We start from the raw sequence: 26825 nt of genomic DNA, 5'->3' as shown, positions 1-26825 counted from the left end.
GACGAAACCTTTACATCTCCCGGCGGTCTCACGGAATCATGACGACGCCCCTGCGCTCACGCCTGTTCGCTGGTCTGTGCCTCGCCCTCATGGGCGTGGCCGGGCCCGTGCATGCGCAGCTGGCGCCCCGCCCGGCCAAGGACACGACCGTCCTCCCCGTCTGGAACCACGACAGCGGCCGGATCGAAGCCCTGCTCCTCCTCGAAGCGCCTGACGCGCAGCGCGACGCCACCGACCTCCGCTTCCTCGCCACCCCGCCGGCACCCGCTCCCGGCGCGCTCGTGCGTCGCGATCTCGGGGCGACGGATCTCACCGCCGGCGTCAGGCTCGAGCCGCAGAGCAACCTCGCCCTGCTGTGCAACGGCGACACCGGCGTCGCGCTGACCCTCGGCGGCCTCGCGGAGCACTGCATGCTCGCGCAGATGAACGACACCGCGGGCGGTGGCGGTCGCCTCGGCCTGGAAGCGACGGTCGGGAACGACGAGGCCAACCTGACCCTCGGTGCAGGAAGCACCCGGGGAACGGTCGGCGGCACCGCGCTGCTCCCGAACCCTGGCAGCGTGGGCGAGCCGAACTGGCTGGCGAACAACCCGCTGCTGCCCATGGCCGTGACCGCAGGCGTCGAACAGACCGACGTCGGCATGCTCGGCCAGATGCGCCTGGGCAGCGACGGCTGGGTCTCCATCGCGGGCACCGTGGCGCGCGCGCGCCTCGTCCCTGCGAACGATGCCGCCGCCTCCCTCCTCCCCGACCAGTGGGACACCACGACCCTCGGCGTCGGCGCCGGCTACGGCGCCTTCAGCGGCTCGGTGATCGGTCGCGTGATCGAGGTCCCCGGCCAGGACAGCTTCGGCAGCCTCGGCCTCGGCCTCAGCTGGCGCGCCCCCTGGCGCGGCCAGTTCAGCGTCGGCGCCGAGAACATCGTCACCCGCGGCAAGAGCCCCTGGAGCACGTCTGCCGCAGGCGAGGAGTCCGAAGACGGCGGACGGGTGCCGTACGTGCGGTACCAGCAGGATCTCTAGCCTCTCCTCCTGCCTCCATCCGTCGCTGAACGCCCCCGAGCCCTGCCTTCGCAGGGCTTTTTCGTTCACATCATTTCCCCGACATCTGCGCTTAACAGATCTTTAATCGATCTTCTGCAGGGGCTATGCTCGGGTCGCCCCCGTGACCAACGGCATGTTGCATGTGGGGTCGGCTTTCCCCTCCGCTTCACAACGCTTGCTTTCTGGAGAGAGAAGATCATGACGTTGAAGACGAAGCCGCTGAGCAAGGCAGTAGCCCTTTCGCTTTGTTCCGGCGCAGTTCTGAGCACGGCCGTTCCTGCCGCGCTCGCACAGTCCACCACTGCGACCCTTGATCGGATCGAGGTGACAGGCTCCCGCATCAGGTCTGTCGATGCCGAGACCTCTCAGCCGGTTCTTGTCCTTGACCGCGCCGCGATCGAGAAGCAGGGCCTGACCTCGGTCGCGGAAGTGCTGCAGCGGATCTCCGCGAACGGCGCCGGCATCAACCGCACTTTCAACAACGGTGGTGACGGCTCTTCCGAGGTGTCGTTGCGCAACCTGGGATCCTCTCGAACCCTCGTGCTGGTGGATGGCCGCCGTTGGGTCTCGTCGCTGGGCGGTTCGGTCGACCTCAATACCATCCCGGCCGCCGTCATTGAGCGTGTCGAGGTACTGAAGGACGGCGCTTCCGCGATCTATGGCTCGGACGCTATCGCCGGCGTCGTCAACATCATCACGCGCGACAACTTCGAAGGTGCCGAGTTCCGAGCGCATTACGGGCAGTTCAACCACGGTGACGGCGAACGGAACTCCGTCGATGCAACGCTCGGAGCCAACAGCGACCGCAGCAACATCGTCGTCGGGCTCTCCCGCGTCGAAGAGAAGGCCGTCATGGCTGGCGCCCGCCGCATCTCCGCTGACCCCGTGTTCGGGCTCGGTTCATCGCAGTACAGCGGCTACTCGGCCAACGGGCGCATCTGGAACGGAGGTCCGGGCGAAGAAGACTCCCTCGTGGTAAGGCCTGGCTCGACGCCGTCGGGCGTCGCCGGGGATCCCCGCTATGGGCTCGACCAGTTCGCTCCCTTCGAGGCGGCGCAGGACGCCTACAACTTCGCTCCCGACAACTACCTCCTCACGCCCCAGACGCGCACCTCGCTCTATCTGAAGGGCCGGTACGACATCACCGACAACATCAGTTTCCGCGCGGATGCGCTCTACAACGAGCGGCGTTCGGCGCAACAGCTCGCGGGCTTTCCGCTGAATGGCGGCGTCAGCAACGACTACCTGCTGAGTGGCGACAGCTACTACAACCCGTACAACACGATCTATGGCGGCGACGGCCGCGACGTCGTGTGGAGCCACCGCCTCACCGAACAGGCCCGCGTCTACGAACAGAACGTGAAGACGTTCCACGTCTATGCCGGACTCGAGGGCAGCTTCGAGTTCGCGAACCGCTTCTTCGGCTGGGAAGTCGGCTACGGGCACAACAAGTCGGATCAACAAGATACCCAGATCGGCGACGCGAACATGCTCAACGTCGCGGCAGGTGTCGGGCCGTCCGAAGTCCGTGACGGGCGGGTGGTTTGCGTCGATGCGCCGGGCGGCAACATCATCGAGGGCTGCGTACCCTTCAATCCGCTCTCCCCGGCAGGAGCCGTGACGCAGGAGATGCTGGATTACATCCTGTTCACGGCACAGGACACCTTCCAGAACCGCAACGAGATCTTCACCGCGAACCTGAACGGCGAGATCATGGAACTCCCAGGAGGCATGATGGGCTTCGCGGTTGGCGTCGAGCGGCGTAAAGAGAGCGGCTTCGACAGGCCTGACGCCTTCGTTGCCGCGGGCTACACCTCGGGCAACGCACGCCTGCCGACCGCGGGGCAGTACGACCTCGATGAGATCTACGCTGAGCTTCTCATCCCCGTGCTCTCCGGCGTACCGGGTGCCGATCTTCTAGAGTTCAGCATCGCTTCCCGTTACTCCGACTACAGCAACTTCGGCGATACGACCAACAGCAAGTTCGGCTTCAAGTGGAAGCCATTCGATCAACTGCTGGTCCGCGGCAACTGGGCGGAGGGCTTCCGCGCCCCGCCGATCTCCACGCTCTTTCGCGGGCGCGCAGATTCCTTCACGAACTTCGGCGACATCTGCTCCGAAGACTTCGGAGGGCGCACTCCCACCATAGCCGCCAACTGCGCCGCCGCAGGAGCGCCTGCCGGCTTCATCCAGCAGACCAACCAGGGCTTCGGCTACTTCGGCCAGACCATCTATCCGTTCTCGATCGGCGGCAACCCCGATGCCGGCCCGGAAAACTCCACGAGCAAGACGCTCGGCCTCGTGTACAGCCCCTCGTTTGCCACGGGCCTGAACATCTCGCTCGACTGGTGGCAGATCGAGATCACGAACGCGCTGGGCACGCCGACGGCCGCGCAGATCATGGACCAGTGCTACAACCTCGGTGATCAGGCGTTCTGCTCGTTGATTACCCGCCGCGCCAGCGATTTCCAGATCAGCGACATGCAGCTGACGCCACAGAACCTGAGCGTGATCGAGACGGAGGGCTTCGACTTCAACGTCTCGTACCGGACCCAGGAAACACGGTACGGCAGCTTCGGGTTTACGCTAGATTCCGCCTACATGGTCAAGTGGAACTCGCGCTTCACTCCGGCTTCTGCTGAGGAAGAGATGGTCGGAAAGTACTTCGAGTACGACCCGAACTGGCGGCTGCGCGCCAATGCCTCGATCGACTGGAACTACGGCGACTTTGGCCTGACATGGACGGCGCGCTATCACTCCAGCCTCGTGGAAGATTGCCCGTTCCCGGGCACAGGTCTCTGCTCCGACGAGGATCGGGTGACTGCAACAGGTCCCGCACCGCGTAACAAGCTTGGAGCCGTGACCTACCACGACGTACAAGCCCGCTACGAGCTTCCCTGGAATGGCAGCATCAGGCTCGGTGCAAACAACCTCTTCAAGAAGGAACCACCAGTAGCGTTCCAGGCGTTCGCGAACTCGTTCGACCCGCAGTACGACGTGCCCGGTCGCTACACGTACATGGAGTACGTGCAACGGTTCTGACGCGCGGCAGCTCCAGGATGAAACGGCCCCTTCAAGGGGCCGTTTCTCCTTTCGCTGATCGCGCTGAAGGAGGATGTCGCAAGCGCTCCTCCAGCTCGCTCTTGCATGGAAGCGGGTGCATCAGGGACCCACGGTACTGCCCGCTGTACGAGGGAGCCATCGCTACGTCCACGGCCATAGTGCGACCGCGCGACTCCTCATCATCGACCTGGTCCGGAGCACGCGAGAAGCGACATGAACAGGTGCGTGAACGCTGGAACCGCACTCGCCACGGTGGCCGAAGGGATGCACTCCCGAATGTCTCAGCTTCTCGCCGCCCCCCCGCTGACTTACCCAGGAATTAGCGTGGCCATCATGTGGCTGACGTAAGCCTCGAACTCGTCGTGATGCAGCTTTGGCTGATGCAACTGGCGATTGAGCTGCAGGAAGCCGACATACGCCGCGTACGTGAGTCTCGCTCGGTGCTGGGCTTCGACCGGCGCCATGCCGACCTGGCGGAATGCCTCGGTCAGGTAGGCGAAACGCCGCTCGGAAATGCGCTCCATGACCGGCTGGACAAGGGGATGATCGATCGCCTTGAAGAGCTCTGAGTAGATCGCATGGGGTTTGACCTCCTGCGCAACGACCCGGAACAGCGAACGCAGACGCTCCCTCGGGTCCGGGATCTTCTCGAGCTGTCCGAAGACCGTCTCCTGCTCCATCGCCTCCCAGCGCTCGAGCGCCGACTTGATCAGCGCCTCGCGGGACGAGAAGTGCCAGTAGAAGCTGCCCTTGGTCACTCCGAGCCGCCGGGCCAGCGGCTCGACGGCGACGCTGGCGACGCCATGCGTCGCGATCTGGTCCAGAGCTGCCTCGGACCAATCATCGGCGCTGAGCCGGCTGTTGCGCTCACCGCGCGGAGATGCCTTCGCGGCAGAGGGTGAATTGCTGGGATCTGACATGGCCGCCGGAGTGTACCGCCAGTGTGGAAGCCCGCCTAGCCGAGCGACCGGGCGCAAAAAAACTACGGCCCCTTGCGGGGCCGTAGTTCTACACGACTCGCAACAGCGATCAGAAGCGCTGCTGGTACCTCATGTACATGAAGCGGCCGATGTCAAACTCGCCGTTGTAAGCGAAGTTCGAGTTGACCTGCGAGTACGAGGGCGAAGCGACGCGGTCGAACACGTTGTTGGCACCGACCGAAATCGTCGCGTCCCACGGCGCATTGACGCGGAACTGCACATCGTTGAACAGTGCAGAGCTCATGCGGTTGATCGCGCGGGTCTGTGCCGGATTACCCGCGATGTAGTCCGGGTTCGAGCACTCCTCCGGCACATTGCGCCAATCAAGGCAAGTCTCGCTCGTACCGTGGTAGTAGCGGAAGTTCCAGCTCGCAGCGAAGATGCCGTAGTTCCAGTCAATGCCTGCGTTGGCACGAATACGGTAGTAGGTACCGAAGCCGACGTTCTGTGTCGGCAGCTGCGTCGCAATGTCCGTGGACTTGGACTCGAACTTGCTGACGTAGGTACTGTTGAACTGGAAGCCGAAGTTACCCCACGCCGCAGTGTCCCAGCGGTAGTTGACATCGAAGTCGAAGCCTTCGGTATCAAGGTAACCGGAGTTCCGGGACCCGTAGCTCATGCTGTTGATGTAACCCAGAACCGGATCACGAGTGAACAGCTCGCAGCGCGACATGATGTTGTCGACGTAGCAGTCCCGGAGGATATCGCCCGGGGTGTCGCTGACGATCGTGTTTTCGATACGGACGTTCCACCAGTCGAGCGCGAAGCTCAACGTCGGAGCGAAGGTCGGGCTCCAGACCACGCCCAGGTTCTTGGACACCGAAGTTTCCGGCGTCAGTAGCGGATTCGCTGCCCCGCTGAAGAACGGCACCGGGGTCTGCACGTTCGGGCCGGTCGACTGAACGAAACCCTGTTGCAACTGGCGGAAGGTATCCGGATTCGCGATGTCACGCCCACAGTTCGCACGGATGGTGGCGTTGCCGGCCGCCTGACCGTACACCGTGTCGCATACGTCGGTATAGTTCGCGAAGGTCTGAGAACCACCGGCGTACAGGTTCGCAACGGTCGGGGCGCGGAAGCCCTCGGCCCAGGTACCACGGATCAGCAACTGGTCGATCGGCTTCCACTTGAAGCTGGCCTTGCTGTTGAGCGTGTCCCCGAAAGTGTCGAAGTCCGAGTAGCGGGTGGCGACGTTCAGGCTCAGCTCGCGTGCGCCCGGCAGATCGGCCAGAAGCGGAATCTCAAGCTCTGCATAGGCCTCGTTGACGTTGTAGCCGCCACGGGTCGGACGCGCACCGAGATTGGTCGAGCCACCGGAGACCGACAGCGCATCCGGCACGAACTCACCCTTTTCCTTGCGGCGCTCGATGCCGGCCGCGAAACCGAGGTCGCCCGCCGGCAGGGTGAAGATGCCACCCGCGATGTTGGCGTTGAACACGGACGTCGAGGTCTGCCCGGTCGAGTGCTCCTCCTGGAAGATGTAGTCCATGAGCGCTTGGTTGTCGACGAAGCTGCCGGGGCCAGCGACGCCGTACGGCAGGAACACATTCCACGGCACACAGCCTTGGATCGGCCCGCTATCGGGGGTACCGCACACCAAGTTGCCGGTGTCCGTGATGTAGGAGGGGCCGACAGCGTGCTTTACGTTGTTGAGGTTCAGGTTGCCGAAGGACGACTGGAGGTTCTTGTTCTCGGTGTAGAGATAGCTCACATCCCAATCGAAGTACCGGTCACCCACATCGAAGCTGCCCTCAAGCGCGAGGACGCCGCGGAAGTTGTCGATGCTGTTGTCGGTAACGCGCGGCACTTCCCAAGTGCGGCGCCACCAGTTGTCGATCGTGGCACCGGTCGGATTGAAGTAGCTGTCCGGCGAGATGCCGACCCCACCCGGAACGTTGTTCGCGAAGGTTCCCGCCTGCATCGGATAACCCGCGATCGAACGCGAGGCATCACGCTTTCCGTACAGCAGATCGCCGCGCACGCGGATGTTGTCGGTCAGTTCATAGCTACCCGACGCGAAGATCTGCTTGCGCTCGATCGGATTGCGCAGGTGCATCTGCTCGTTGGCGTTGTTGACCTGCCCGTTTGGTGCAGTCGTGTCCTGTGCGACATAGTCATTGATGTTACGCGGATCGCCGCCGGGCCGCAGCACCACGCGGGTTCCCGTCGGGACGCCCGGAACCGCCGTCTCTTCGCTCGTCACCCAGCCGCCCCAAGAGCTCGCGGGGGTCCAACCACGATACGGATGACGGGCGCCGTTCGGGAACTCGGTGTAGGGGCGGTCGGTCGACCAGACCTCGTTCTCCTTCGAGTACTCAAAGCCGAACACAACCGACATACGGTCGCTGCTGGTTCCTGCGGTGACATCGAAACGCTCGACCGCACCATCGCCTTCACTGTACTGCCCGTAGTAGGCCGTCGCCTGCACGCCCTCGAACGAGCTGCGGGTGATGATGTTCACCACGCCGGCCATTGCATCCGAACCGTAGATGGCGGACGCGCCGTCCTTCAACACCTCGATGCGCTCGACCGCGGAGGTCGGAATCGTGGAGATGTCTTGGTTGCCACCCGTGGTGATACCCAGGCGGCGGCCATTGACGAGGACGAGCGAGCGGGTCGTGCCAAGGTTACGCAGGCTGATGTACTGGCCACCGACGGCTTCGCCCGCGGACAGCGGCGAAGCGCGGCTGATCGGCGGTGCACCGGCTGCCGAAATGTTCTGGAGGATATCGGCAACGGACGTGAAGCCCTGGTTCTCGATCTCGGCGCGGGTGATCGTCAGGACCGGCTGGGCGGTCTCGATGTCGACCTGGCGGATGCGCGAGCCGGTGACCTCGATGCGGTCCAGCTGCGTGGCGCCAGTACTCTGGGCGTATGCGGCACCCGGAATGACGAGCGCGCCCGCTGCCAGACCCAGGCCGACCGCGTAGCTCAACGCGTTACGGTTGCAATTCATTAGTGATACCCCGAACAGAAGAACTATTTGTGCAAGGCGCAACGCGCCTTCCCCGTAGTGGCCCGGCAGGCGACAGGCGCATGCGAGCCGTTCGGACGCTAGCAATCCGTTAAGCTGCGGTCAACACAATTTTTACGTTTGTCATCTTTTTGTGCGAAGGCTCGCGTGTTGACTGCGCGGGCGGGCGCTCACCATACTTGCGAGTATGGAGCTGCCGTTCGACAGCCACGAGCACGAGATGCACATCCGGGTCGGCGCGTGCACGCTGCGCTGCACGCGGCTGCCTTCCGGGTCGAAACCCGAGGCGGTACTGGCACATGGCTTCGGCCAGACCCGCGGCGCCTGGCGCGCTGCAGCACGGGCCTTCGCGACGCAGGGCATCGGCTCGCTCGCCTTCGACGCCCGCGGCCACGGCGACTCGGACCGGAACCCGGCCGACCGGCCGTACCGCGGCGAGGACTTCGTCGAGGACATGATCGCGGTCGCGGCGCACGCCGGCCCGGGACCGGTGCTGGTGGGGGCGTCGATGGGCGGGCTGGTCGGGCTGCTCGCGCAGGCGAAGGCGCGGCCGTTCTCCGCGCTGGTGCTGGTGGACGTCACGCCGAAGTGGGAGGACGCCGGCTTCCGGCGCATTCTCGGCTTCATGCAGGCGCACCCGGACGGCTTCGCCGACCTCGGGCAGGCGGCCGACGCGATCGCCGCCTATCTTCCGCACCGCCCCCGCAAGACGCCGGCACAACTCCGTGAGATCCTGCGCCAGAGCGACGACGGCCGCTGGCGCTGGCACTGGGATCCGCGCCTGATCGACGAGTTCGCCGTCGGCGTCGAGGCGCACCAGGCCGCGATGGCCGAGGCGGCGCGCGCCCTCGACGTGCCGACGCTCCTGGTCAGCGGCGGCCGCAGCGACCTCGTCTCCGACCGCACGGTCGACGACTTCCTCGCCCTGGCGCCGCACGCGCGCCACGTGCGCCTGCCCGGCGCGACCCACATGGTCGCCGGCGACGACAACCGGGCCTTCGCCGGCGCCGTCCTCGACTTCCTGTCCTCCCTCGATTCCACCCAACCCCAGCGCGCCCTCACCGGAGCCGTTCCATGAGCATCCTCCTGCCCATCCTCGCCCTGCTGCTCGCCGGCGGCATCGCCGCCTACCACCGTCTCTCGCTCGCGATGTGGACCGGGCTCAGCGTCGCCCTGCTCGCGCTGGCCTGGCTCGCCGGCGGCCACCCGGTCGCGGTGGCTGTCTGCGCGGTGCTGCTGGCCGCGGTGGCCGTGCCGCTGCTGCTGACCGACTTCCGCCGCAGCCGCATCACCGCGCCGCTGCTCGACTTCTACACGAAGATCCTCCCGCCGCTGTCCTCGACCGAGCGGCAGATGCTCGAGTCCGGCACGGTCGGCTTCGAGGGCGAGCTGTTCTCCGGCCGCCCGCAGTGGCAGCGCCTCCTCGACCAGCCCGCGCCCGCGTTGACCGCGGAGGAGCAGGCCTTCCTCGACGGCCCCTGCGAGGAGCTCTGCCGGATGATGAACGACTGGGAGGCGACCCATGTGCGCGCCGACCTGCCGCCGGAGGTCTGGGCGTTCTGCAAGACGCACAAGTTCTTCGGGATGATCATCCCCAAGGAGTACGGCGGCCTCGGCTTCTCCGCGCTCGCCCACCACAAGGTCATCCAGAAGCTCGCCTCGGTGTCGAGCCTGCTGAGCTCGACCGTCGGCGTGCCCAACTCGCTCGGCCCGGGCGAGCTGCTCATGCACTACGGCACCCAGGAGCAGAAGGACCACTACCTGCCGCGCCTGGCCGACGGCCGCGAGATCCCCTGCTTCGGCCTGACCGGCCCGTTCGCCGGCTCCGACGCGACCTCCATCCCGGATACCGGCGTGGTGTGCACCGGCCAGTGGAACGGCGCCGAGGTGGTCGGCATCCGCCTCAACTTCGAGAAGCGCTACATCACGCTGGCCCCGGTGGCGACCCTCATCGGCCTCGCCTTCCGCCTCTACGACCCGGACAAGCTGCTGGGCGACACCGAGGACCTGGGCATCTCGCTGGCCTTGATCCCCCGCGACACGCCGGGCATGGAGATCGGGCGCCGCCACTTCCCCCTCAACGTGCCGTTCCAGAACGGCCCTATCCGGGGCAAGGACGTGTTCGTCCCGCTGTCGGCGCTGATCGGCGGCGAGGAGTACGCCGGCAAGGGCTGGGCGATGCTGGTGGAATGTCTGTCGATCGGCCGCTCCATCACCCTGCCCTCCACCGCGTCCGGCAGCTCCAAGGCCTTCGCCGTCGTGACCGGCGCCTACGCGCGCATCCGCAAGCAGTTCGGGCTGTCGATCGGCCGCTTCGAGGGCGTGGAGGAAGTCCTGGCGCGCATGGCCGGCAACGCCTACGCGATCAGCGCGCTGGCCGAGGCCACCGCGGCCGCCGTCACCCGCGGCGAGAATCCGGCAGTGCCCTCCACCATCGCCAAGTACCACTGCACCGAGATGGGCCGCCAGGTCGTCTCCGACGCCATGGACGTGCACGGCGGCAAGGGCATCATCCTCGGGCCGCGCAACTATCTCGGCCGCGCCTGGCAGGGCACGCCCATCGGCATCACGGTCGAGGGCGCCAACATCATGACCCGCAGCCTGATGATCTTCGGGCAGGGGGCGATCCGCTGCCATCCCTGGGTGCTCAAGGAGATGCAGGCGGCGATGATCGAGGACCGAGGCACCCGCCTGCGCGAGTTCGACAAGGTGCTGTTCTCCCACATCGGCTTCGCCGTCTCCAACGCGGTGCGTGCGCTGTGGATGGGACTGACGGCGTCGCGCTTCGGCCGCGCGCCCGGCGACGCCTACACCCGCCGCTACTACCGCAAGTTGAACCGCTATTCCGCTGCGCTGGCGCTGTGCGCGGACACCTCGATGCTCACCCTGGGCGGCAAGCTCAAGTTCAAGGAGAAGCTGTCCGGCCGCCTCGGCGACGTGCTCAGCCAGCTCTACCTCGCCAGCGCCATGCTCAAGCGCTACGAGGATGCCGGCCGCCCGGTCAGCGACCGTCCGCTGCTGGCCTGGGCCTTCCACGACGCCGTGCACAAGATCGAACTGGCGCTCTCGGGCGCGCTGCGCAACTTCCCGGTGCGGCCGATCGGCTGGGCGCTGTGGGTGCTGGTGTTCCCGCTCGGTCGTCGCGCCCAGGCCCCGAGCGACCGCCTCGGCCGCCGCGCCGCCGCCCTGCTGATGACGCCCGGCGACGCGCGCGACCGCCTCGCCCGCGGCACCTTCCTGACGCCCTGCGAGAACAACCCGGCCGGACGCATCGACAGCTACCTGCCGAAGGTGGTGCTGGCGGAGCCGGTGGAGCGCAAGTTCCTCAAGGCCCTCAAGGGCAGCGACGTCGAGAACCGCCCGTACGAGGAGCAGCTCGCCGCCGGCGTCGAGCGCGGCTGGATCACCGAGGCCGAGAAGGCCCAGCTCCACGAGCTGCGCACGATGACGCTGGACGCCATCACCGTCGACGATTTCGACCCGGCGGAACTGGAGGCCGCCGGCGCGCGGCCGGTACCCGCCCTGCCGGGCGCGGAGCCCGAGGCGGCCTGAGCATCGCGGGCGCAGGCGCCCCCGGCCTGCGCCCGCGCCACCGCGCATGAGCGCCGAAACGGCCATCCTGCTGGCCGGCATCCACAGCGCCGGCTTCGCCGTGTTCCATCTCCTGTTCTGGCGCCTGTTCGGCTGGCGCCAGGACCTCGCGCGGCTCCGCCCCGCGAACCGCGCGATCATGCAGATCCTCAACCTGCGCCTGACCTACGTGTTCGTCCTGGTCGCGGTGCTGTGCTTCGGGTTCGCGCAGGCGCTCGCCGACACCCCGCTCGGCCACGCCCTGCTCGTCGGCATGAGCCTGTTCTGGCTCGGGCGGCTGGTCGAGCAGTTCGTGTTCCTGCGCTACGACCACCCGGCCCTGCACGCGCTCAGCGCGCTGTTCGCGATCGGCGCCCTGCTCTTCGCCTGGCCGCTGTTCGCGGTCTGACCCGCGCGCCGCTCAGGCCGGCAGCTTCGCCTGCTCCCGGCCCACGCGCCAGGCGCCGAGGGTCATCGCCGCCGCGACGAGGAAGCCGACCCCGAACACCACGTGCGAGCCGCCCAGGGCCAGCGCCTTGTGCAGCCAGACGAAGGTGAGGTCGCCGCCGCGGTAGACGACGGTGTCGATGGCCGCCTTGGCCTTGTAGCGCCATTCCGGCGCGACCCGCGTGTAGATCGTCTCGCGCGCGGGCTTGCCCAGGGAGAACTCGCCGGCCCGGGTCGCCACCTGCACGATGGCCACCAGGATCGGCAGCGGCGACGCCGCAAGCAGCGCATAGCCGCCCAGTACCGCGACGGCCGGGATGAGCAGCACCTTCGCGACGCCGAAGCGGGCCAGCAGGCGCCGGGTCAGCAGCACCTGGATGACGAGCACCAGCCAGTTGATGTAGCGGTCGAGGCGGGAATAGAAGGTCACCGCGGCCACCGCATCGTCCGCGGCGAGTGCGCGCACGATGGCCGCCTGCTCGTTGTAGAGCAGCGTGCCGACGCCCACGCCGAAGAACATCAGCATCGCGATCGCCCGCAGCAGCGGCTCCCGCGCGACCAGGCGCAGGCCGGCCAGCACGCTGCCGCCGATGGTCTCGGCGTCGCCCGCAGCGCGCGTGCGCCGGCCCGCGTGCGGCCAGAGCATGAGGATGCACAGCACGCAGAGCCCCAGGAAGCCGGCCGAGATCAGCAGCATGTTGGCGACGCCGAGGGAGCCCACCAGAAGGCCGGTCAGCTCGGGGCCGAGCAGGCCGCCGAGCGTGCCGCCCGCGCCGATGTACCCGTAGACCGCACGCGCCTCGTGGTCGGCGAAGACGTCGGCCATGAAGCTCCAGAACACCGCGACCGCGAACAGGTTGAACACCGCGACGAACACGAAGAAGGCGGCGCCGCGCCCGGGCAGGCCGCTGTCGAAGGCGAAGTAGAAGCCGACGAGGCAGGCGATGAAGAGCAGGTACACCACCGGCAGGAAGACCCTGCGCGGCACCCGGCTCACCAGTGCGCCGTAGAGCGGCTGCAGGACCACCATGGCGACGAAGGTGCCGGTGAAGAGCACCTGCAGGGTGAAGTCGCCCAGATCGATGCCGCGCGCCCCGAACCAGGCGATGGCGGAGGTCGGGAACACCGCGGCGACGTCGGCGCTCGCGCCCATGGCGTCGCGCACCGGGCGCAGCACGTAGTAGCCGGTCAGCAGGAAGAAGAAGTACAGGAAGGCCCAGACCAGGGGCGCCCGGGTCGAGCGCGGGATGCGCCGCAGGGCCTCACGTGGGCGTTGCAGTGGAGCGGGCATCGGCGCGGTACGGCCACGTGGTGGGATCGGGCGCGCGCACAGTAGCGGATGCTGCGGTGCGTCGCCATGGCGACGCGCGCCCGCGGCGCCTCAGCGCGCTTCGAGCAGGGGCGGCAGCGGGCAGTGCAGCAATGCGCAGACCGCCCGCAGCAGCTCCGCCTCGGCGACGGTGATGCGCCCGTCGTTGCCCGCCGTCGCGGCCAGCGCCTCGACGAGGACCTGCTTGGCCCGCGCGTCGAGGGCGTCGAGCGCCGGCCAGACCGGATCGAGGCGCTGCGGCCCGCCGGCAGGCGCCGCATAGGCGATCGCCTCGTTGGGAAACAGGCGCGCGACCCCGGCATTGAACGCCCGCTGCGCCGCGATGGAATGCCCGGTCCCCGCGCGGGCCAGGAAGGCCAGCAGCAGCACCGCCTCCTCGCGGACCTCGGCGAGGCGGCGACGGCCCGGGCGCCAGTGGGCGCCGGGGTCCAGCGCCTCGGTCACCTGCACGCGCAGCATCTGCCCGAGGCAGTACTCGAACAGGTCCACCACGCCGTCGGCATGCGACAGCGCGTCCACCGTCGCGAGGAAGGCGTCCACCTGCGGCCGCGGCCGCCGGCGCAGCGCGGGAAAGGCCATGGCCGCCAGCGGCAGGCGCTGGATCGGATGCAGTGCGTCGATCCCCTCCGCGACGCCGCGCACCGCGGCGGCGGCGTCTGCGCCCATGTGGGTCTCGACGAGGTCGAGCTGGCGCGCGCGGATCGCCGCGTCGCGGTCGAGCAGCAGGCCGAGGAGCAGCGGCATCGCCGAACCGGGCGCGTGCGCCGCATCGGCCAGCGCGACGGGAATGCTCTCCAGCAGGCCCGCGGCGTGCGCGTAGTCGGCCTCGTCGGGCTCGCCGACATGCGCCGCCACGGCCGCCGGCGTCGCCGCCGTGCTGCTGAAGCCGTCCATGCGGACGGTCGCCGCATCCGGCGCGAGGCCCAGCGCGCGGTCCTCCTCGCGCCCCGAGGGCGGGCTCTGCTTCCAGCGCGCCGCCAGCGCCTCCAGGTTCTCGGGCTTGAAGTGCGGCTCGATCGCCTGGATGCGCTTGACCAGCGGCGGATGCGTGGCGAACAGGCCGGAGAAACCCATGCCGTCGCCGAACAGCATGTGGCTGATCTCCTCGCCCTCCGCGCGGTCGGCCAGACGCGAACCCTCGCGCAGGCCGCCGATCTTCTTCAGCGCGCCGGCGATGCCGCGCGTCTGGCGGGTGAACTGCACCGCCGAGGCATCGGCGAGGTACTCGCGCTGGCGGCTGATGCCGGCCTTGATCAACCGGCCGAAGAACAGGCCGACGTAGCCGACGATCATCGCGGCGAGCGCCGCCAGCAGGATGGCCGCGGCGCCGCGCGAGTCGCGGCCGCCGCGCGCGTACAGCAGCACGCGGCGGCCGATCAGGGCGATCACGAGGATGCCGAACAGCACGCCCATGAGGCGGATGTTGAGGCGCATGTCGCCGTTGAGGATGTGGCTGAACTCGTGCGCGATGACACCCTGCAGCTCGTCGCGGTTGAGCCTGTCCAGCGCGCCCCGGGTCACCGCGACCGCGGCGTCGGTGGGCGCGTAGCCCGCCGCGAAGGCGTTGATGCCGGGCTCGTTCTCGAGCACGTAGATCTCCGGCACCGGCACCGCCGAGGCGATGGCGATCTCCTCGACCACGTTGCGCAGGCGCCGGTAGTCGGGATCGCTCACGTCCTCGCCGACGCGCACGCCGCCCATCTCCTGCGCGATGCGGCCGCCGCCCTGGCGCAGCGTGGAGATGCGGAACAGCGAGGCCAGCCCGATCACCGCCAGCGTCGCCGCGCTCACCGCGACCAGGGTGCCGGCCAGTTCCATGGGCGGCTGGCCCGGCTGGTGGAGGGCCGCGAACACCATGGCGTCCACGGTCAGCACGATGGCCGCGACCGCCAGCGCGAACAGCACGACCAGCCGCCGCGACTGCGCGCGCGCGATCGCCTGGCGCTCGAAGAAGTTCATCGCGGCCTCCGCAAGGCACGTGCCCGGAGCATGGGCGGTAGAGACGTCCGGGGCGAAACGCCCGCTGCGCGCGCCCGGACCTCCGGCGACCCGCCGGCCTGCGGCGGGGCCACAGGCCAGGAACCGGCGGGGCCGGGGGCCGCGCGGACGGCGTTGCAGCCCGGACGCATTCCGCCGCCCATGTCCCTAGAACTGGACCTTCGGCGCCTCGCGCACGTGCGCCTCGTCCGCACCGATCTCGAGCAGGGCCGCCGGCGCGAAGTTGAAGGCGCCCGCGACCACGCTGGACGGGAACACCTCGCGCTTGTTGTTGTACTGCATGACGGAGTCGTTGTACGCCTGCCGCGCGAAGGCGACGCGGTTCTCGGTCGAGGTGAGCTCCTCGTTCAACTGCATCATGTTCTGGTTCGCCTTGAGGTCCGGGTAGGCCTCGGACAGGGCGAACAGGCGTCCCAGGGTCTGGGTCAGCGCGTTCTCCGCGCCCGCGAGCTGCTGCATCGCGGCGGGATCGCCCGGATTGGCCTTGGCGCGGTCGAGCCCGGCGACGGCGCCGTTGCGCGCGGCGATCACCGCCTCGAGCGTCTCGCGCTCGTGGCTCATGTACGCCTTCGCGGTCTCGACGAGATTGGGAATGAGGTCGTGCCGCCGCCTCAGCTGCACGTCGATCTGCGCGAAGGCGTTGCGGTAGGCGTTCCTCGCCGTGACCAGACCGTTGTAGATGCCGATGCCCCAGAACGCCACGACGGCCACCAGGGCAAGGATCACCAGCAGGAAAATGAATGTCCCAGTCATTCCGCGTCCTCGTGGTTCGGCCCGCGCGCGGGGGCGCGCTAGAATGCCGGCGGGCCCAAGCATACGCAGGCGATGTCAGCCAAGAAAGCAGCCGCGCTCCTCGTTTCCGGCCTCGTGCTCGCCGGGTTCCTCCCCTCTCCTTCCTCCGCCCAGGGCGGTCCCGGGACCGCCGCCACCGCCTCCCGCCAGCAGCCCGTCCGCGACTTCACCCGCGAAGCGCGGGAGATCGAGCAACTGGCCGCGCGCGTGGTGGAGGCCGCGCGTATCCCGAGCATCTCCATCACCATCGTCCAGGGCGAACGCGTGCTGGTGCAGAACGCCTTCGGCGTCACCGACACCGTCAGCAAGCAGCCGGCCACGGCGGATACCGTCTACCGCCTCGCGTCGCTGTCCAAGGCGTTCGCGGGCGCGCTCACTGCGCAACTGGTCGAGGAAGGTGCGCTGAGCTGGGACACGCGGCTGGTCGACCAGCTGCCCATGTTCAAGCTGGCCGACCTCGAGGGCGCGCAGAACCTCACCACGCGCGACATCCTCAGCCATCGCATGGGGCTGCCGAACAACACCTACGACCGCGACCTCGAGAACAACGAGCCCTACGAGCTGCTCGCCGGCCGCCTGGCGAACGCGCCCCTCACCTGCCGCCCCGGCGCCTGCTACACCTACCAGAACGTCGCGTTCAGCCTGATCGGCGATCTCGTCTTCGCCGGCACCGGCGACTTCTATACCCACCAGGTCGAGAAGCGCATCTTCCACCCGCTCGGCATGTACAGCGCGACCTACGGCCGACAGCCGCTGGAGGCGATGCCGAGCTGGGCGCGGCCGCACGTGCGCGGGCGCGGCGGCTGGGTGCCGGTACGGCCCAAGGAAACCTACTACCGGGTTCCGCCCGCGGCAGGGGTGAACGCCTCGGCGCGCGACATGGCGCAGTGGCTGATCGCGCAGCTCGGGCACCGGCCGGACGTGCTCTCGCCGGAAGCGCTGGCGGAGACGCACACGCCGCAGGTCGCCACGCCGGGCGAGCTGCGCAACACGCCCTGGCGCCGCGAACGCCTGCGCGACGCGTCCTACGGCCTGGGATGGCGCATCTACGACTACGCCGGCCACACCATGATCTTCCACGGGGGCGCAGTGCAGGGTTATCGCGGGCTGGCGGCGCTGCTGCCCGAGCACGACGTCGGCATCGTGCTGCTGTGGAACAGCGAGAGCGCCGTGCCCACCGGCATCATGCCGACCTTCCTCGATCGCGTGCTCGGCCTGCCGGAGCGGGACTGGGTACAGATCGGCCGCGTCCGCCAGCAGAACGCGCGCCGCTGAGGCGGCCCACGGGCGGCGGCCGGTTCGTCCGGGAGTGGAAGAGGCGCGACGCATGCAGCGCGCGCGGACGGGGGCATTGCGCTCCCGAAAGACCCTCTCCCCGCCTGGGCGAACGGGGAGAGGGCTGGACTACGACAATCGGGTGAGGCTTAGAGCACCGGAGCGACCGGGGTCGGCGGAAGCAGGGCCGGTGCGGCCTTCTTGGCGGCCGGCTTGCGTGCGGCCTTCTTCGCGGCGGGCTTCTTGGCTGCCGTCTTCTTCACGGCCGGCTTCTTCGCAGCCGACTTCTTGGCGGCGGCCTTCTTCGGGGCGGCCTTCTTGGCGGTCTTCTTCGCGACCTTCTTCGGAGCGGCCTTCTTCGCGGTCTTCTTCGCTGCCGCCTTCTTCGGAGCGGCCTTCTTGGCGGAGACCTTCTTCGGTGCAGCCTTCTTCGCGGTCTTCTTCGCGACCTTCTTCGCTGCGGCCTTCTTCGGCGCAGCCTTCTTGGCGACCTTCTTCACCGCCGGCTTCTTGGCCGCGGTCTTCTTGACGGTCTTGGTCGCCTTCTTCGGTGCTGCGCTCTTCACGGTCTTCTTGGCGGCCGGTTTCTTGGCGGCCTTCTTCGCGGTCTTCTTCGTAGCCATGGTCAACTCCTCGTCAGTTGGCTGTCGGATGCCCAGTCAGGAACTTCTTGTCGACCGGCGCTCTGCGCCGGCGGGAGATCGCGATACCGCCTGCGATCACCGACCGCGGCGGATGCCGCGATGCGGATTGGGGTGCTGCCCTCGATGCCGGCGACCGTCGCGGCGACCGCTCGCCCGGCACGCCGGGGCGCATACGGAAACGCCCGCACCGAACCGGCACGGGCGTTGCGGAAGGCGAAGGGCGATGCGTTTTTTGCGGGGAAAGCCGCTCTGGGGTCCACCGATGAAAAGCGTCGGGTGGGACCCTGTCGGTGTGCCTTCGTCGACTGCTTGATCAAGCTCGCTCGTTCGCGCTCAGCGTGTTGCGGCGAAACCTAATCACGGGTTTTCGGACTGTCAACAAATTTTCAGGCACGACATCGCGCCTTCGCCGGCCTCGTGCGCCGCGTGCGTGCTGCGCATCGTCGTCGTCGGCATCGCGACGACGCACGGGCAACGCGCGCGCATCGTCGCGCCTGCCGCGGAAAGCCTTTGCTGGCGCGGCTTTCCGCAGCGCGACCGATGCGCACGTTCGATCCCTCTCCTGCTGCACGCGACGCATCTCGCCTGCGCCGGCGGATGCGACACGACGATGCGCGGATCGCGTCGCGAGCCGCCCGTTCGGCATCGCACAACGCCCAACTGCGCAAGCCTCGCGCAAGCCTCGCGCAAGAAAAAGCCCGCGATGCGTCTCCGCACCGCGGGCCGATGTGGTCAAGAAGTGATCAGGCCAGCGCGTCGGCGAGCGCTGCGGCGAACTGCTCGATGTCGGCGGCGGTCTTGGTCTCGGTCGCACAGACCAGCAGCGCGTCCTCGTAGCCGGCATAGGTATCGCCCAGCGCGACGCCGGCGACGATGCGCTGGCGGGCGAGCGTCTCGATCACCTCGCGCGCGGGCCTGGGCAGACGCAGGGCGATCTCGTGGAAATGGGCCTGGTCCGCGAACAGCGGGCGCACGCCCGGAATCGCGCACAGCCTGTCGCGCAGCGTGCGCAGGTTGGCCATCGAGTTCTGTGCCACCGCCTGCAGCCCCTGCGGGCCGAGCAGGGACATGTAGATGGTCGCCGCCGTCACCAGCAGTCCCTGGTTGGTGCAGATGTTGGACGTCGCCTTGGCGCGGCGGATGTGCTGCTCCCGGGCCTGCAGGGTGAGCGCGTAGCCGGTGCGGCCGTCGACGTCGACGGTGCGGCCGACGATGCGGCCGGGCATGTTCCGGATCAGTTCCTTCTTGCACGCGAGGAAGCCGAAGTACGGGCCGCCCGAGGACAGCGGCACGCCCAGCGGCTGGCCGTCGCCGCAGACGATGTCGGCGCCGGTGCCGCCCCACTCGCCCGGCGGCTTGAGCAGCGCCAGGGACATCGGGTTGACCACCGCCACCACCAGCGCACCCGCCGCATGCGCGGCATCGGTCAGCGCATCGGCCTCCTCCAGCACGCCGAAGAAGTTCGGCTGCGGGACCACCAGCGCGGTGTACTCGCCCTGCACCGCCGCGAGAGCCTCGAGATCGAGGCGGCCTCCCGGGCACGGCAGTTCGACGACCTCGATCTGCTGCAGGTCGAGGATGGTGCGCACGGTCTCGCGGTAGGCCGGATGCACCGACTCGGGCACCAGCACACGGCGCGCGCCGCCCTTGCGGCGGCTGCGCTCGGCCATCAGCAGCGCCTCGGCCAGCGCGGTCGCGCCGTCGTACATGGAGGCGTTGGACGCATCCATGCCGACCAGGCGGGTCAGCATGGTCTGGTATTCGTAGATCAGCTGCAGCGTGCCCTGGCTCGCCTCGGCCTGGTACGGCGTGTAGGCGGAGTAGAACTCGCCGCGCCCCACGATCTGCCACACGGCCGCGGGGATGTGGTGCTCGTAGGCGCCGGCGCCCGCGAAGTTGAGGACGGTCTCGTCGGCCCGCGCGCGCTCGCGCATCAGGCGCGAGACCTCCATCTCGGTCAGTCCTTCCGGCACCGCCGTCAGCGACTTCGCCTTGAGCGAGGCGGGAATCTCGTCGAAGAGCGTCTCGATGTCGGCGACGCCGATGGTCGCGAGCATCTGGCGGACGTCGTCCTCGGAGTGGGGAATGAACGGCATGGTTGCGCCTCTGGAACGAAGATTGCGAGAAACGACGACGGCCGCCAGGCGGCCGTCGCGGTGCAGCAGCGGTGGGACCGGGCTCGGCCGGTCAGTGGTCCTCGTCCTCGAGGAGCTGGGCGTAGTCGTCGGGCGAAAGCAGTTCGTTGACGGCCTCCGGCTCGTCCACCTCGATGGTGAAGATCCAGCCTTCGCCGTAGGCGTCCTCGTTGATCGTCTCGGGCTTGTCCGACAGCGCACCGTTGACCGCGGTCACCGTGCCGGAGACCGGCGCGTAGACGTCGGACGCGGCCTTGACCGACTCGACCACCGCGCAGGCGTTGCCGGCCTCGACGCGGTCGCCGACGTTCGGCAGTTCGACGTAGACCAGGTCGCCCAGCAGCGACTGCGCATGATCCGAGATGCCGACGGTGACGTGACCGCTGTCCTCGACACGGGCCCATTCATGGGACTTGAGAAAGCGAAGGTCGCCGGGGATCTCGCTCATGGCGGTGCTCCTGATGGGCTTGCAGGGTGGAAGGAATGCCGCGGATTGTATCGGAGCGCCGGGGCGACGCGAATCAGCCGGCGCGGAAGGCCGGCCGCCCGGAGGCGATCGCGGCCTCGAGCAGGTCCAGCCGGTCCTGCCCCCAGAAGGCTTCGCCGTCGCGCACGTAGCCGGGCACGCCCGGCAGGTCCGCGGCGATGGCGGCCTCGGTGTTGCCGTCGAGCGTGCGCGCGTGCGCGGGGTCGGCGGCGGCCTCGAGCACGGCGCCGCCATCGAAGCCGGCGCGACCCAGCATCTCGGCGACGGTGTCGCGGTCGGCGACGTCCCGCTCCTCCGCCCACACCGCGCGCATCGCGGCGAACATGAAGTCCTTCGGGTCCTTGCCGGCGGCGACGAGCGCCAGCACGCAGCGGTCGGCCAGCTCGGGATCGAACGGCCAGTGCGCGGGCGCGAGGTTGAGCGGCAGGCGGCGGACCTCCCGCCAGCGCTGCAGTTCGAGCAGGCGGTAGCGCTGCCGGGCGGGCGCCCGCTGTCCGACCGGCACGCCGCCGGTGGCCGCGAACTGCGCCATCAGGCGCACCGGCCGGTAGCGGACGGTCGCGGCGCGGCGCGCGGCCATCTCGTGCAGCGCCGCATGCCCCAGGTAGGCATAGGGCGAGAGCAGGGTGAAGAAGTAGTCGATCGTCCCGCCGCCGCTCATGCGAGCACGCCCGGCTGCGGTCGCCCGTCGCGCACGAACGGGAACTTCACGATCCGGACCGGCACCTCGCGCCCGCGGATGTCGACCCGCACCGCGCCGGGATCGCCCGCCGGCACGCGCGCGAAGGCGATGGCCTTGCCGAGCGTGGGCGAGAAGGTGCCCGAGAGGATCTCGCCCTCGCCCGCATCGGTCAGGACGCGCTGGCCGTGGCGCAACACGCCCTTCTCGTCCATCACCAGGCCGACCATGCGCCGTGCGTCGCCGGCGGCCTTCTGCGCCTCCAGCGCGGCCCGGCCATTGAAGTCGCGCCCCTCGTCGAGGGCGACGGTCCAGCCGAGGGCGGCCTCCCACGGCGAGACGGTCTCGTCCATGTCCTGCCCGTAGAGGTTCATGCCGGCCTCCAGGCGCAGCGTGTCGCGCGCACCCAGGCCCGCGGGGGCCACGCCGGCGGCGTGCAGCGCGTTCCAGAACGCGACCGCATGCGCCTCGTCCACCACGATCTCGAAGCCGTCCTCGCCGGTGTAGCCGGTGCGCGCGACGAAGAGCGTGCCGAAGTCGCCGTCGACCTCGGCGGCGGCGAACTTGCCGAGCGCTTCCACCTCGCCGCGCGCCGCTTCCGGCAGGAGGGCGATGACCTTGGCCCGCGCCTCCGGCCCCTGCACCGCCACCATGGCCAGCTCGGGCCGCTCGCGCACCTCCACGCCGAAGGGCTGCGCCTGCGCCGCGATCCACGCCAGGTCCTTGTCGCGGGTGGCGGCGTTGACCACAAGGCGGAAGAAGGTCTCGTCGCGGAAGTAGACGATGAGGTCGTCGATGACGCCGCCGGTCTCGTTCAGCATGCAGCTGTAGAGCGCCTTGCCCGGCACCCTGAGCTTGTCGACCGAGTTGGCCAGCAGCCGGCGCAGGAAGGCGCGCACCTGCTCCCCGTGCAGGTCCACCACGGTCATGTGGCTGACGTCGAACATGCCCGCCGCACGCCGCACCAGGTGGTGCTCGTCGATCTGCGAGCCGTAGTGGATGGGCATGTCCCAGCCGCCGAAGTCGACCATCTTGGCGCCGAGCGCGCGGTGGGTGGCGTTGAGTACGGTCTGCTTGGTCATGCGGCCTCCGGAAGTGAGGCCGGCATTATGGACGAGGCGTGGGGCTGGGGCTTGCAGGCAGAGAGAGAGGCTGTTCCCTGTTCCCTGTTCCCCGTTCCCCGTTCCCCGTTCCCCGACCGCTACGCCCCCACCGCCTCCACCACCAGCACCCCATCGCGCACGCCGACGATGCGCACGCGCGCGCCTTCGGGCAGGTCCGGCCCTTCGACCGTCCAGAAGGCGTCGCCGAGCTGGATCCGGCCGCGGCCGTCCACGATGGCCTGGCGCAGCGGCGCGACCTGGCCGACCAGCTGCTCGGTGCGGCGATTGAGCAGCGGCCGGTCGCTTTCCGGCTCGCGCCGGCGGAACCACAGCCGGTAGACCTGGGTGGAGATGGTGGACAGGACCACGAAGGCGATGGCCTGCCACAGCCACGGGATGTCGTGGACGAACAGGGTGATGCCGAACATCGCCAGCGCCGCCAGGCCGAACCACAGCATGAAGGCGCCCGGCGCCATCGCCTCGGCGGCGAACAGCAGCATCGCCAGGATGATCCAGAACGCGGGTTCGGCGCGCATGGCGCGCTACTCCCCGGTCGCGAAGCGCGCGCGGTTCGGCGCGGGCGCCGGCGGCATGCGTCCACCGGTTTCGCCGAGCGCGGTGCGCGCCAGCTCGGCGATGCCGCCGAGCGAACCGACCACGCCCGAGGCCTCCATCGGCATGAGCACGAACTTCTGGTTCGGCGCCTCGGCCAGCGCCTTGAACGCCTCGATGTACTTCTGCGCGACGAAGTAGTTGATGGCGTTGACGCTGCCCGCGGCGATGGCTTCGGAGACCATGGCGGTCGCCTTGGCCTCGGCCTCGGCGAGGCGCTCGCGCGCCTCGGCCTCGCGGTAGGCGGCTTCGCGGCCGCCCTCAGCTTCCAGGATGGCGGCCTGCTTCTCGCCCTCGGCACGGAGGATGGCCGACTGCCGATGGCCTTCCGCCTCGAGGATGACCGCGCGGCGCTCGCGCTCGGCCTTCATCTGGCGCGCCATGGAGTCGATCAGGTCCCGCGGCGGCTGGATGTCGCGGATCTCGATGCGGTTGACCTTGAGGCCCCAGGGGTTGGTGGCCTGGTCCACCACGTTGAGCAGCTGCGCGTTGATCGCCTCGCGGTTGGACAGCGACTCGTCGAGATCCATCGAGCCGATCACGGTGCGGATGTTGGTCTGGGTCAGCGCGATCATGGCCACTTCCAGGTTGGCCACCTCGTAGGCTGCCTTGGCGGCGTCCAGCACCTGGAAGAACACCACGCCGTCCACCTTGACCACGGCGTTGTCCTTGGTGATGACGTCCTGGCTGGGGACGTCGAGCACCTGCTCCATCATGTTGATCTTGCGCCCCACGGTCTGCACGTAGGGCACGAGGAAGTGCAGTCCCGGGCTCATGGTGGTCGTGTAGCGGCCGAAGCGCTCCACCGTGTACTCGTAGCCCTGCGGCACCATGCGGATGCCCTTGAATGCGGTGATGACCGCAAAGACCACCAGTACGGCGATCAGTATTCCAGTGATGCCCATGTCCCTTCTCCCCGTGGGTGGCAGGCCGCGAGTATAGGGCCGGCGGGCGCGACGGCTGCGACCATTCCGCCGCCAGGCGCATCCTCTTCCCCGTGAGCAGCGCTTTCGCCATCGACGTCCCCGGGCCGACCCTCGCCGCCGCACGCGCCGGCGACGTGCGCGCCTACGAACGCATCTACCGGCTGTTCGAGCGCCCGGTGTTCACCCTCGCCCTGCGCATGACCGGCAGCCGCGAGGACGCGCAGGACGTGCTGCAGGAGACCATGCTCAAGCTGTTCGCGCGCCTGGGCGACTTCCGCGGGCAGTGCCCGTTCTGGGGCTGGCTGCGGCAGATCGCGGTCAACGAGTCACTGATGCGCCTGCGCCGGCGCGCGCGCCGCGACGACGACGAGGCCCTGCCCGAGGAACCGGGCGACGAAGCGCCGGACACGCTGCCGCCGGCCGCCGCCGACGCCGCCCTGCTCGCCCGCGCCCTGGCCCGGCTGCCGCCGACCACGCGCAGCGTGCTGTGGCTCTATCACGCCGAAGGCTTCACCCACGAGGAGATCGCCGCCGCGATGGCGCGCAGCGTCAGCTTCTCCAAGTCGCAGCTGGCGCGCGGCACCCGCCGCCTGCGCGCCCTGCTCGGAATCGAGGAACCCAGCCATGCCTGACGCCCGCCCCCCGCAGCAGCCCGACGCCATCGACATCGCCGACGCCTTCGCGGGCCTGCCCGAGGAAACGCCGCAGGACGCCTGGCCCGCGATCGCCGCGCGCCTGCGGCGACCGGCCACCCGGCGGCCGGCGCGACGCGCCTGGATCGGGATGGCCGCCGCGGCCGCGCTCGCGCTGGCCGTGGCGCTGCCGCTGTACGGCCCGCTGCGGCCCGCGGAGACGGCGCCACAGACGCCCCCGGAGGTCGCCCGGCTGGAGTCGCTGATGGCCGAATCGCGCTCGCTCGAGGCGCTCGTCGCCGCGGCCCAGGACGATGCGGCCGCCAGCGGCAGCGTGGCCGCGCTCGCCGCCGGCTACGAGGACCGCCTGCGCCTGGTCGATGCGCGCCTGGGTGACCTCGCGCCGGGCAGCGACGCCGAGCACCTCGCCCTGTGGGAGGAACGCGTGCACCTGCTGCGCGATCTCGCCGCCCTCGAAGCCACCCGCCTGTGGCTGGCGACGCGCGGGCAGGACTACCAGCTCGTGGCCGTCGCGGTCGATTGAGTCATCCACACAATCCAGATGGAGCACACCATGTCCCGCATGTCGCGCATCGCGCTGTCCCTCGCCCTGCTGCTGCCGGCCACCGGCTTCGCCCAGTCCGCGCCGCCCGCGGCGGACGGCGAGCGTGCCGCACTCGAAGCGGCGCGCAAGGATCTCGCCGACGCCGCCCGCCGCGTTGCCGAGCTCTCGCGCGAGCAGGTCGCCGGCATGCGTCGCATCGAACTGCTGCGCCCGCGCCTCGGGCTGGTGCTGGGCGAGGCCGCACAGGGCGTGAGGATCCAGGGCGTGACGCCCTCCGGCGGCGCCGCCGAGGCCGGACTGCGCAGCGGCGACGTGCTGGTCGCCATCGACGGGCAGCGCATCGACGGCGCCGATGCCGAGGCGCGGCTCGCCGACACACGCGCGAAGCTCGCCGGACTGGAGGACGGCCAGCGTGTACGGGTGGACTACCTGCGCGACGGCCGGACCGACAGCACCGAGGTCGTCGCCTCCACCCCGCCCGCGCGCGAGGTGGTGATGCTGCGTGCCGGGGAGGGACTCGACCGGCTGCACGTCGACCTGTCTCGCCTCAACGAGGAGGTCGGTCGGCTGTCCGCCCTCTCGCCCTGCGGCGACGACGGCGAACGCTGCGACTTCGGCATGCTGACCCAGGCCTTCCGCTGGAGCGGCCTCAACCTCGCCGCGGTCGATGCGCAGCTGGGCCGCTACTTCGGCACCGAACGCGGCGTGCTGGTGCTGCCCGGCAAGGGCAGGCTGGACGCGCTGGAGGCCGGCGACGTGATCCTCGCCATCGAGGGCGAGCCGGTGAACACCCCGCGCGAGGCCATGCGCGCCCTGCGCCGCGCCACACCCGGAGAGACGGTGCACCTGCGCGTGCAGCGCGACCGCCGCGCCCGCGACGTCGCCATCATCGTTCCCGAAGGCCGCAGCTTCGACTTCATGCCCGCCCCGCCCGCACCGCCGGAGCCTCCCGCCCCGCCGGCGGCGCCACGCGGAGGAGTGAGTGGAGGGGAGTGAGAAGCGAGGTCTGGGGGGCATCTGCGCTCTGCGTGTTTCCCCGCCCTCTCTTGCCCCACCCCTCGCAGAAAAAAAGCGCCCCCTCCCCAGTCCTCCCCGCTTCGCAGGGGAGGGGGCTGGCGGGTCGAGGAGTGAGTGGGAGGAGTGAGAAACGAGGTCTGGGGGGCATCTGCGCTCTGCGTGTTTCCCCGCCCCCTCTTGCTTCGCCCCTCGCAGAAAAAGCGCCCCTCCCCAGCCCTCCCCCGCTTCGCAGGGGAGGGGGCTGGCGGGTCGAGGAGTGAGTGCAGAGGAGTGAGAAACGAGGTCTGGGGGGCATCTGCGCTCCGCGTGTTTCCCCGCCCCCTCTTGCTTCGCCCCTCGCAGAAAAAGCGCCCCCTCCCCAGCCCTCCCCCGCTTCGCAGGGGAGGGGGCTGGCGGGTCGAGGAGTGAGTGCAGAGGAGTGAGAAACGAGGTCTGGGGGGCATCTGCGCTCTGCGTGTTTCCCCGCCCCCTCTTGCCCCACCCCTCGCAGAAAAAGCGCCCCCTCCCCACCCCCGCTTCGCAGGGGAGGGAGCTGGCCATGCTTCGCCGGGGA

The 26825-nt window shown here is 69.2% G+C and carries 21 protein-coding genes; 9 read left to right on the top strand and 12 right to left on the bottom strand.

From position 1 onward, the window contains the following. The first annotated feature begins 38 nt into the window (after nt 1-38). Together ACFO3Q_RS05900 and ACFO3Q_RS05895 are read left to right on the top strand one after the other, a co-directional pair. Entirely contained in the window at nt 39-1022 is a 984-nt protein-coding gene (locus tag ACFO3Q_RS05900) for an XOO1806 family protein (RefSeq protein WP_377003710.1), read from the top strand. Nucleotides 1023-1241: 219 nt separating this feature from the next. Continuing rightward, complete coding sequence (locus ACFO3Q_RS05895) at nt 1242-4085, top strand: TonB-dependent receptor plug domain-containing protein (RefSeq protein WP_377003709.1); 2844 nt, start codon at nt 1242-1244, stop codon at nt 4083-4085. Nucleotides 4086-4414: 329 nt separating this feature from the next. Here ACFO3Q_RS05895 and ACFO3Q_RS05890 read toward each other — a convergent pair whose 3' ends face one another. Beyond that, nucleotides 4415-5026 carry a TetR/AcrR family transcriptional regulator gene (locus tag ACFO3Q_RS05890; RefSeq protein WP_377003708.1) on the bottom strand — a complete coding sequence of 204 codons (612 nt, stop codon included), beginning with the start codon at nt 5024-5026 and terminating at the stop codon, nt 4415-4417. Between the two features lie 109 nt (nt 5027-5135). Next, on the bottom strand, nt 5136-8042 hold the full coding sequence (locus ACFO3Q_RS05885; protein ID WP_377003707.1) for a TonB-dependent receptor plug domain-containing protein: 2907 nt from the start codon (nt 8040-8042) through the stop codon (nt 5136-5138). Nucleotides 8043-8247: 205 nt separating this feature from the next. Here ACFO3Q_RS05885 and ACFO3Q_RS05880 point away from each other — a divergent pair, with 205 nt between their 5' ends. The 3 genes from ACFO3Q_RS05880 to ACFO3Q_RS05870 are packed head-to-tail and all read left to right on the top strand — an operon-like array spanning nt 8248 to nt 12039. Then, nucleotides 8248-9138: an alpha/beta fold hydrolase gene (locus ACFO3Q_RS05880; protein WP_377003706.1), complete on the top strand. Its 891-nt coding sequence runs from the start codon at nt 8248-8250 to the stop codon at nt 9136-9138. Continuing rightward, the gene (locus ACFO3Q_RS05875) at nt 9135-11612 is read left to right on the top strand and encodes an acyl-CoA dehydrogenase (RefSeq protein ID WP_377003705.1); all 2478 of its coding nucleotides are present in this window, start codon (nt 9135-9137) and stop codon (nt 11610-11612) included. The genes ACFO3Q_RS05880 and ACFO3Q_RS05875 overlap by 4 nt, the downstream gene beginning before the upstream one ends. 46 nt (nt 11613-11658) lie before the next feature. Next, nucleotides 11659-12039: a hypothetical protein gene (locus tag ACFO3Q_RS05870; RefSeq protein ID WP_377003704.1), complete on the top strand. Its 381-nt coding sequence runs from the start codon at nt 11659-11661 to the stop codon at nt 12037-12039. A gap of 12 nt (nt 12040-12051) precedes the next feature. On the opposite strand, the gene ACFO3Q_RS05865 is transcribed toward ACFO3Q_RS05870, so the two are convergent. The 3 genes from ACFO3Q_RS05865 to ACFO3Q_RS05855 all read right to left on the bottom strand — a co-directional run bounded on the left by ACFO3Q_RS05865 (nt 12052) and on the right by ACFO3Q_RS05855 (nt 16158). Next, nucleotides 12052-13368 (bottom strand): NTP/NDP exchange transporter, encoded by a 1317-nt coding sequence (locus ACFO3Q_RS05865; RefSeq protein WP_377003703.1) that lies wholly within the window; start codon nt 13366-13368, stop codon nt 12052-12054. A 90-nt stretch (nt 13369-13458) separates the two neighbouring features. After that, nucleotides 13459-15366: a M48 family metallopeptidase gene (locus tag ACFO3Q_RS05860; protein ID WP_377003702.1), complete on the bottom strand. Its 1908-nt coding sequence runs from the start codon at nt 15364-15366 to the stop codon at nt 13459-13461. A gap of 186 nt (nt 15367-15552) precedes the next feature. After that, nucleotides 15553-16158 carry a LemA family protein gene (locus ACFO3Q_RS05855; RefSeq protein WP_377003701.1) on the bottom strand — a complete coding sequence of 202 codons (606 nt, stop codon included), beginning with the start codon at nt 16156-16158 and terminating at the stop codon, nt 15553-15555. Between the two features lie 72 nt (nt 16159-16230). On the opposite strand from ACFO3Q_RS05855, the gene ACFO3Q_RS05850 reads away from it, so the two are divergent. Beyond that, nucleotides 16231-17472 carry a serine hydrolase domain-containing protein gene (locus ACFO3Q_RS05850; protein ID WP_377003700.1) on the top strand — a complete coding sequence of 414 codons (1242 nt, stop codon included), beginning with the start codon at nt 16231-16233 and terminating at the stop codon, nt 17470-17472. A 149-nt stretch (nt 17473-17621) separates the two neighbouring features. On the opposite strand, the gene ACFO3Q_RS05845 is transcribed toward ACFO3Q_RS05850, so the two are convergent. The 7 genes from ACFO3Q_RS05845 to ACFO3Q_RS05815 all read right to left on the bottom strand — a co-directional run bounded on the left by ACFO3Q_RS05845 (nt 17622) and on the right by ACFO3Q_RS05815 (nt 24037). Beyond that, entirely contained in the window at nt 17622-18095 is a 474-nt protein-coding gene (locus ACFO3Q_RS05845) for a hypothetical protein (protein ID WP_377003699.1), read from the bottom strand. A 764-nt stretch (nt 18096-18859) separates the two neighbouring features. After that, nucleotides 18860-20212, bottom strand: coding sequence for an aminomethyl-transferring glycine dehydrogenase subunit GcvPA (gene gcvPA / locus ACFO3Q_RS05840; RefSeq protein ID WP_377003698.1), 1353 nt, complete (start codon nt 20210-20212; stop codon nt 18860-18862). 91 nt (nt 20213-20303) lie between these two features. Next, nucleotides 20304-20699 carry a glycine cleavage system protein GcvH gene (gcvH, locus tag ACFO3Q_RS05835; RefSeq protein ID WP_377003697.1) on the bottom strand — a complete coding sequence of 132 codons (396 nt, stop codon included), beginning with the start codon at nt 20697-20699 and terminating at the stop codon, nt 20304-20306. 73 nt (nt 20700-20772) lie between these two features. After that, a complete protein-coding gene (locus ACFO3Q_RS05830; RefSeq protein WP_377003696.1) occupies nt 20773-21399 on the bottom strand; it encodes a 2-hydroxychromene-2-carboxylate isomerase in 627 nt (208 codons plus the stop codon). After that, nucleotides 21396-22499: a glycine cleavage system aminomethyltransferase GcvT gene (gcvT, locus tag ACFO3Q_RS05825; RefSeq protein ID WP_377003695.1), complete on the bottom strand. Its 1104-nt coding sequence runs from the start codon at nt 22497-22499 to the stop codon at nt 21396-21398. Before gcvT ends, ACFO3Q_RS05830 begins: the two co-directional genes overlap by 4 nt. A gap of 119 nt (nt 22500-22618) precedes the next feature. Continuing rightward, a complete protein-coding gene (locus ACFO3Q_RS05820; protein ID WP_377003694.1) occupies nt 22619-23056 on the bottom strand; it encodes an NfeD family protein in 438 nt (145 codons plus the stop codon). A gap of 6 nt (nt 23057-23062) precedes the next feature. Further along, nucleotides 23063-24037, bottom strand: coding sequence for an SPFH domain-containing protein (locus tag ACFO3Q_RS05815; RefSeq protein WP_377003693.1), 975 nt, complete (start codon nt 24035-24037; stop codon nt 23063-23065). A 92-nt stretch (nt 24038-24129) separates the two neighbouring features. Here ACFO3Q_RS05815 and ACFO3Q_RS05810 point away from each other — a divergent pair, with 92 nt between their 5' ends. Genes ACFO3Q_RS05810 through ACFO3Q_RS05800 form a run of 3 tightly spaced genes read left to right on the top strand, consistent with a single transcriptional unit; the run spans nt 24130 to nt 26251 of the window. Continuing rightward, nucleotides 24130-24690, top strand: a complete 561-nt coding sequence (locus ACFO3Q_RS05810; protein ID WP_377003692.1) for an RNA polymerase sigma factor — start codon at nt 24130-24132, stop codon at nt 24688-24690. Beyond that, nucleotides 24683-25234, top strand: coding sequence for a hypothetical protein (locus tag ACFO3Q_RS05805; RefSeq protein ID WP_377003691.1), 552 nt, complete (start codon nt 24683-24685; stop codon nt 25232-25234). Before ACFO3Q_RS05810 ends, ACFO3Q_RS05805 begins: the two co-directional genes overlap by 8 nt. Nucleotides 25235-25264: 30 nt before the next feature. After that, nucleotides 25265-26251 (top strand): PDZ domain-containing protein, encoded by a 987-nt coding sequence (locus tag ACFO3Q_RS05800; RefSeq protein WP_377003690.1) that lies wholly within the window; start codon nt 25265-25267, stop codon nt 26249-26251. Nucleotides 26252-26825 lie beyond the last annotated feature (574 nt).

This window comes from Coralloluteibacterium thermophilum (assembly GCF_042654365.1).
Lineage (GTDB): Bacteria > Pseudomonadota > Gammaproteobacteria > Xanthomonadales > Xanthomonadaceae > Coralloluteibacterium > Coralloluteibacterium thermophilum.
The sequence above is the reverse complement of the archived record's forward strand: the minus strand, read 5'-3'. Positions and strand labels throughout refer to the sequence as shown.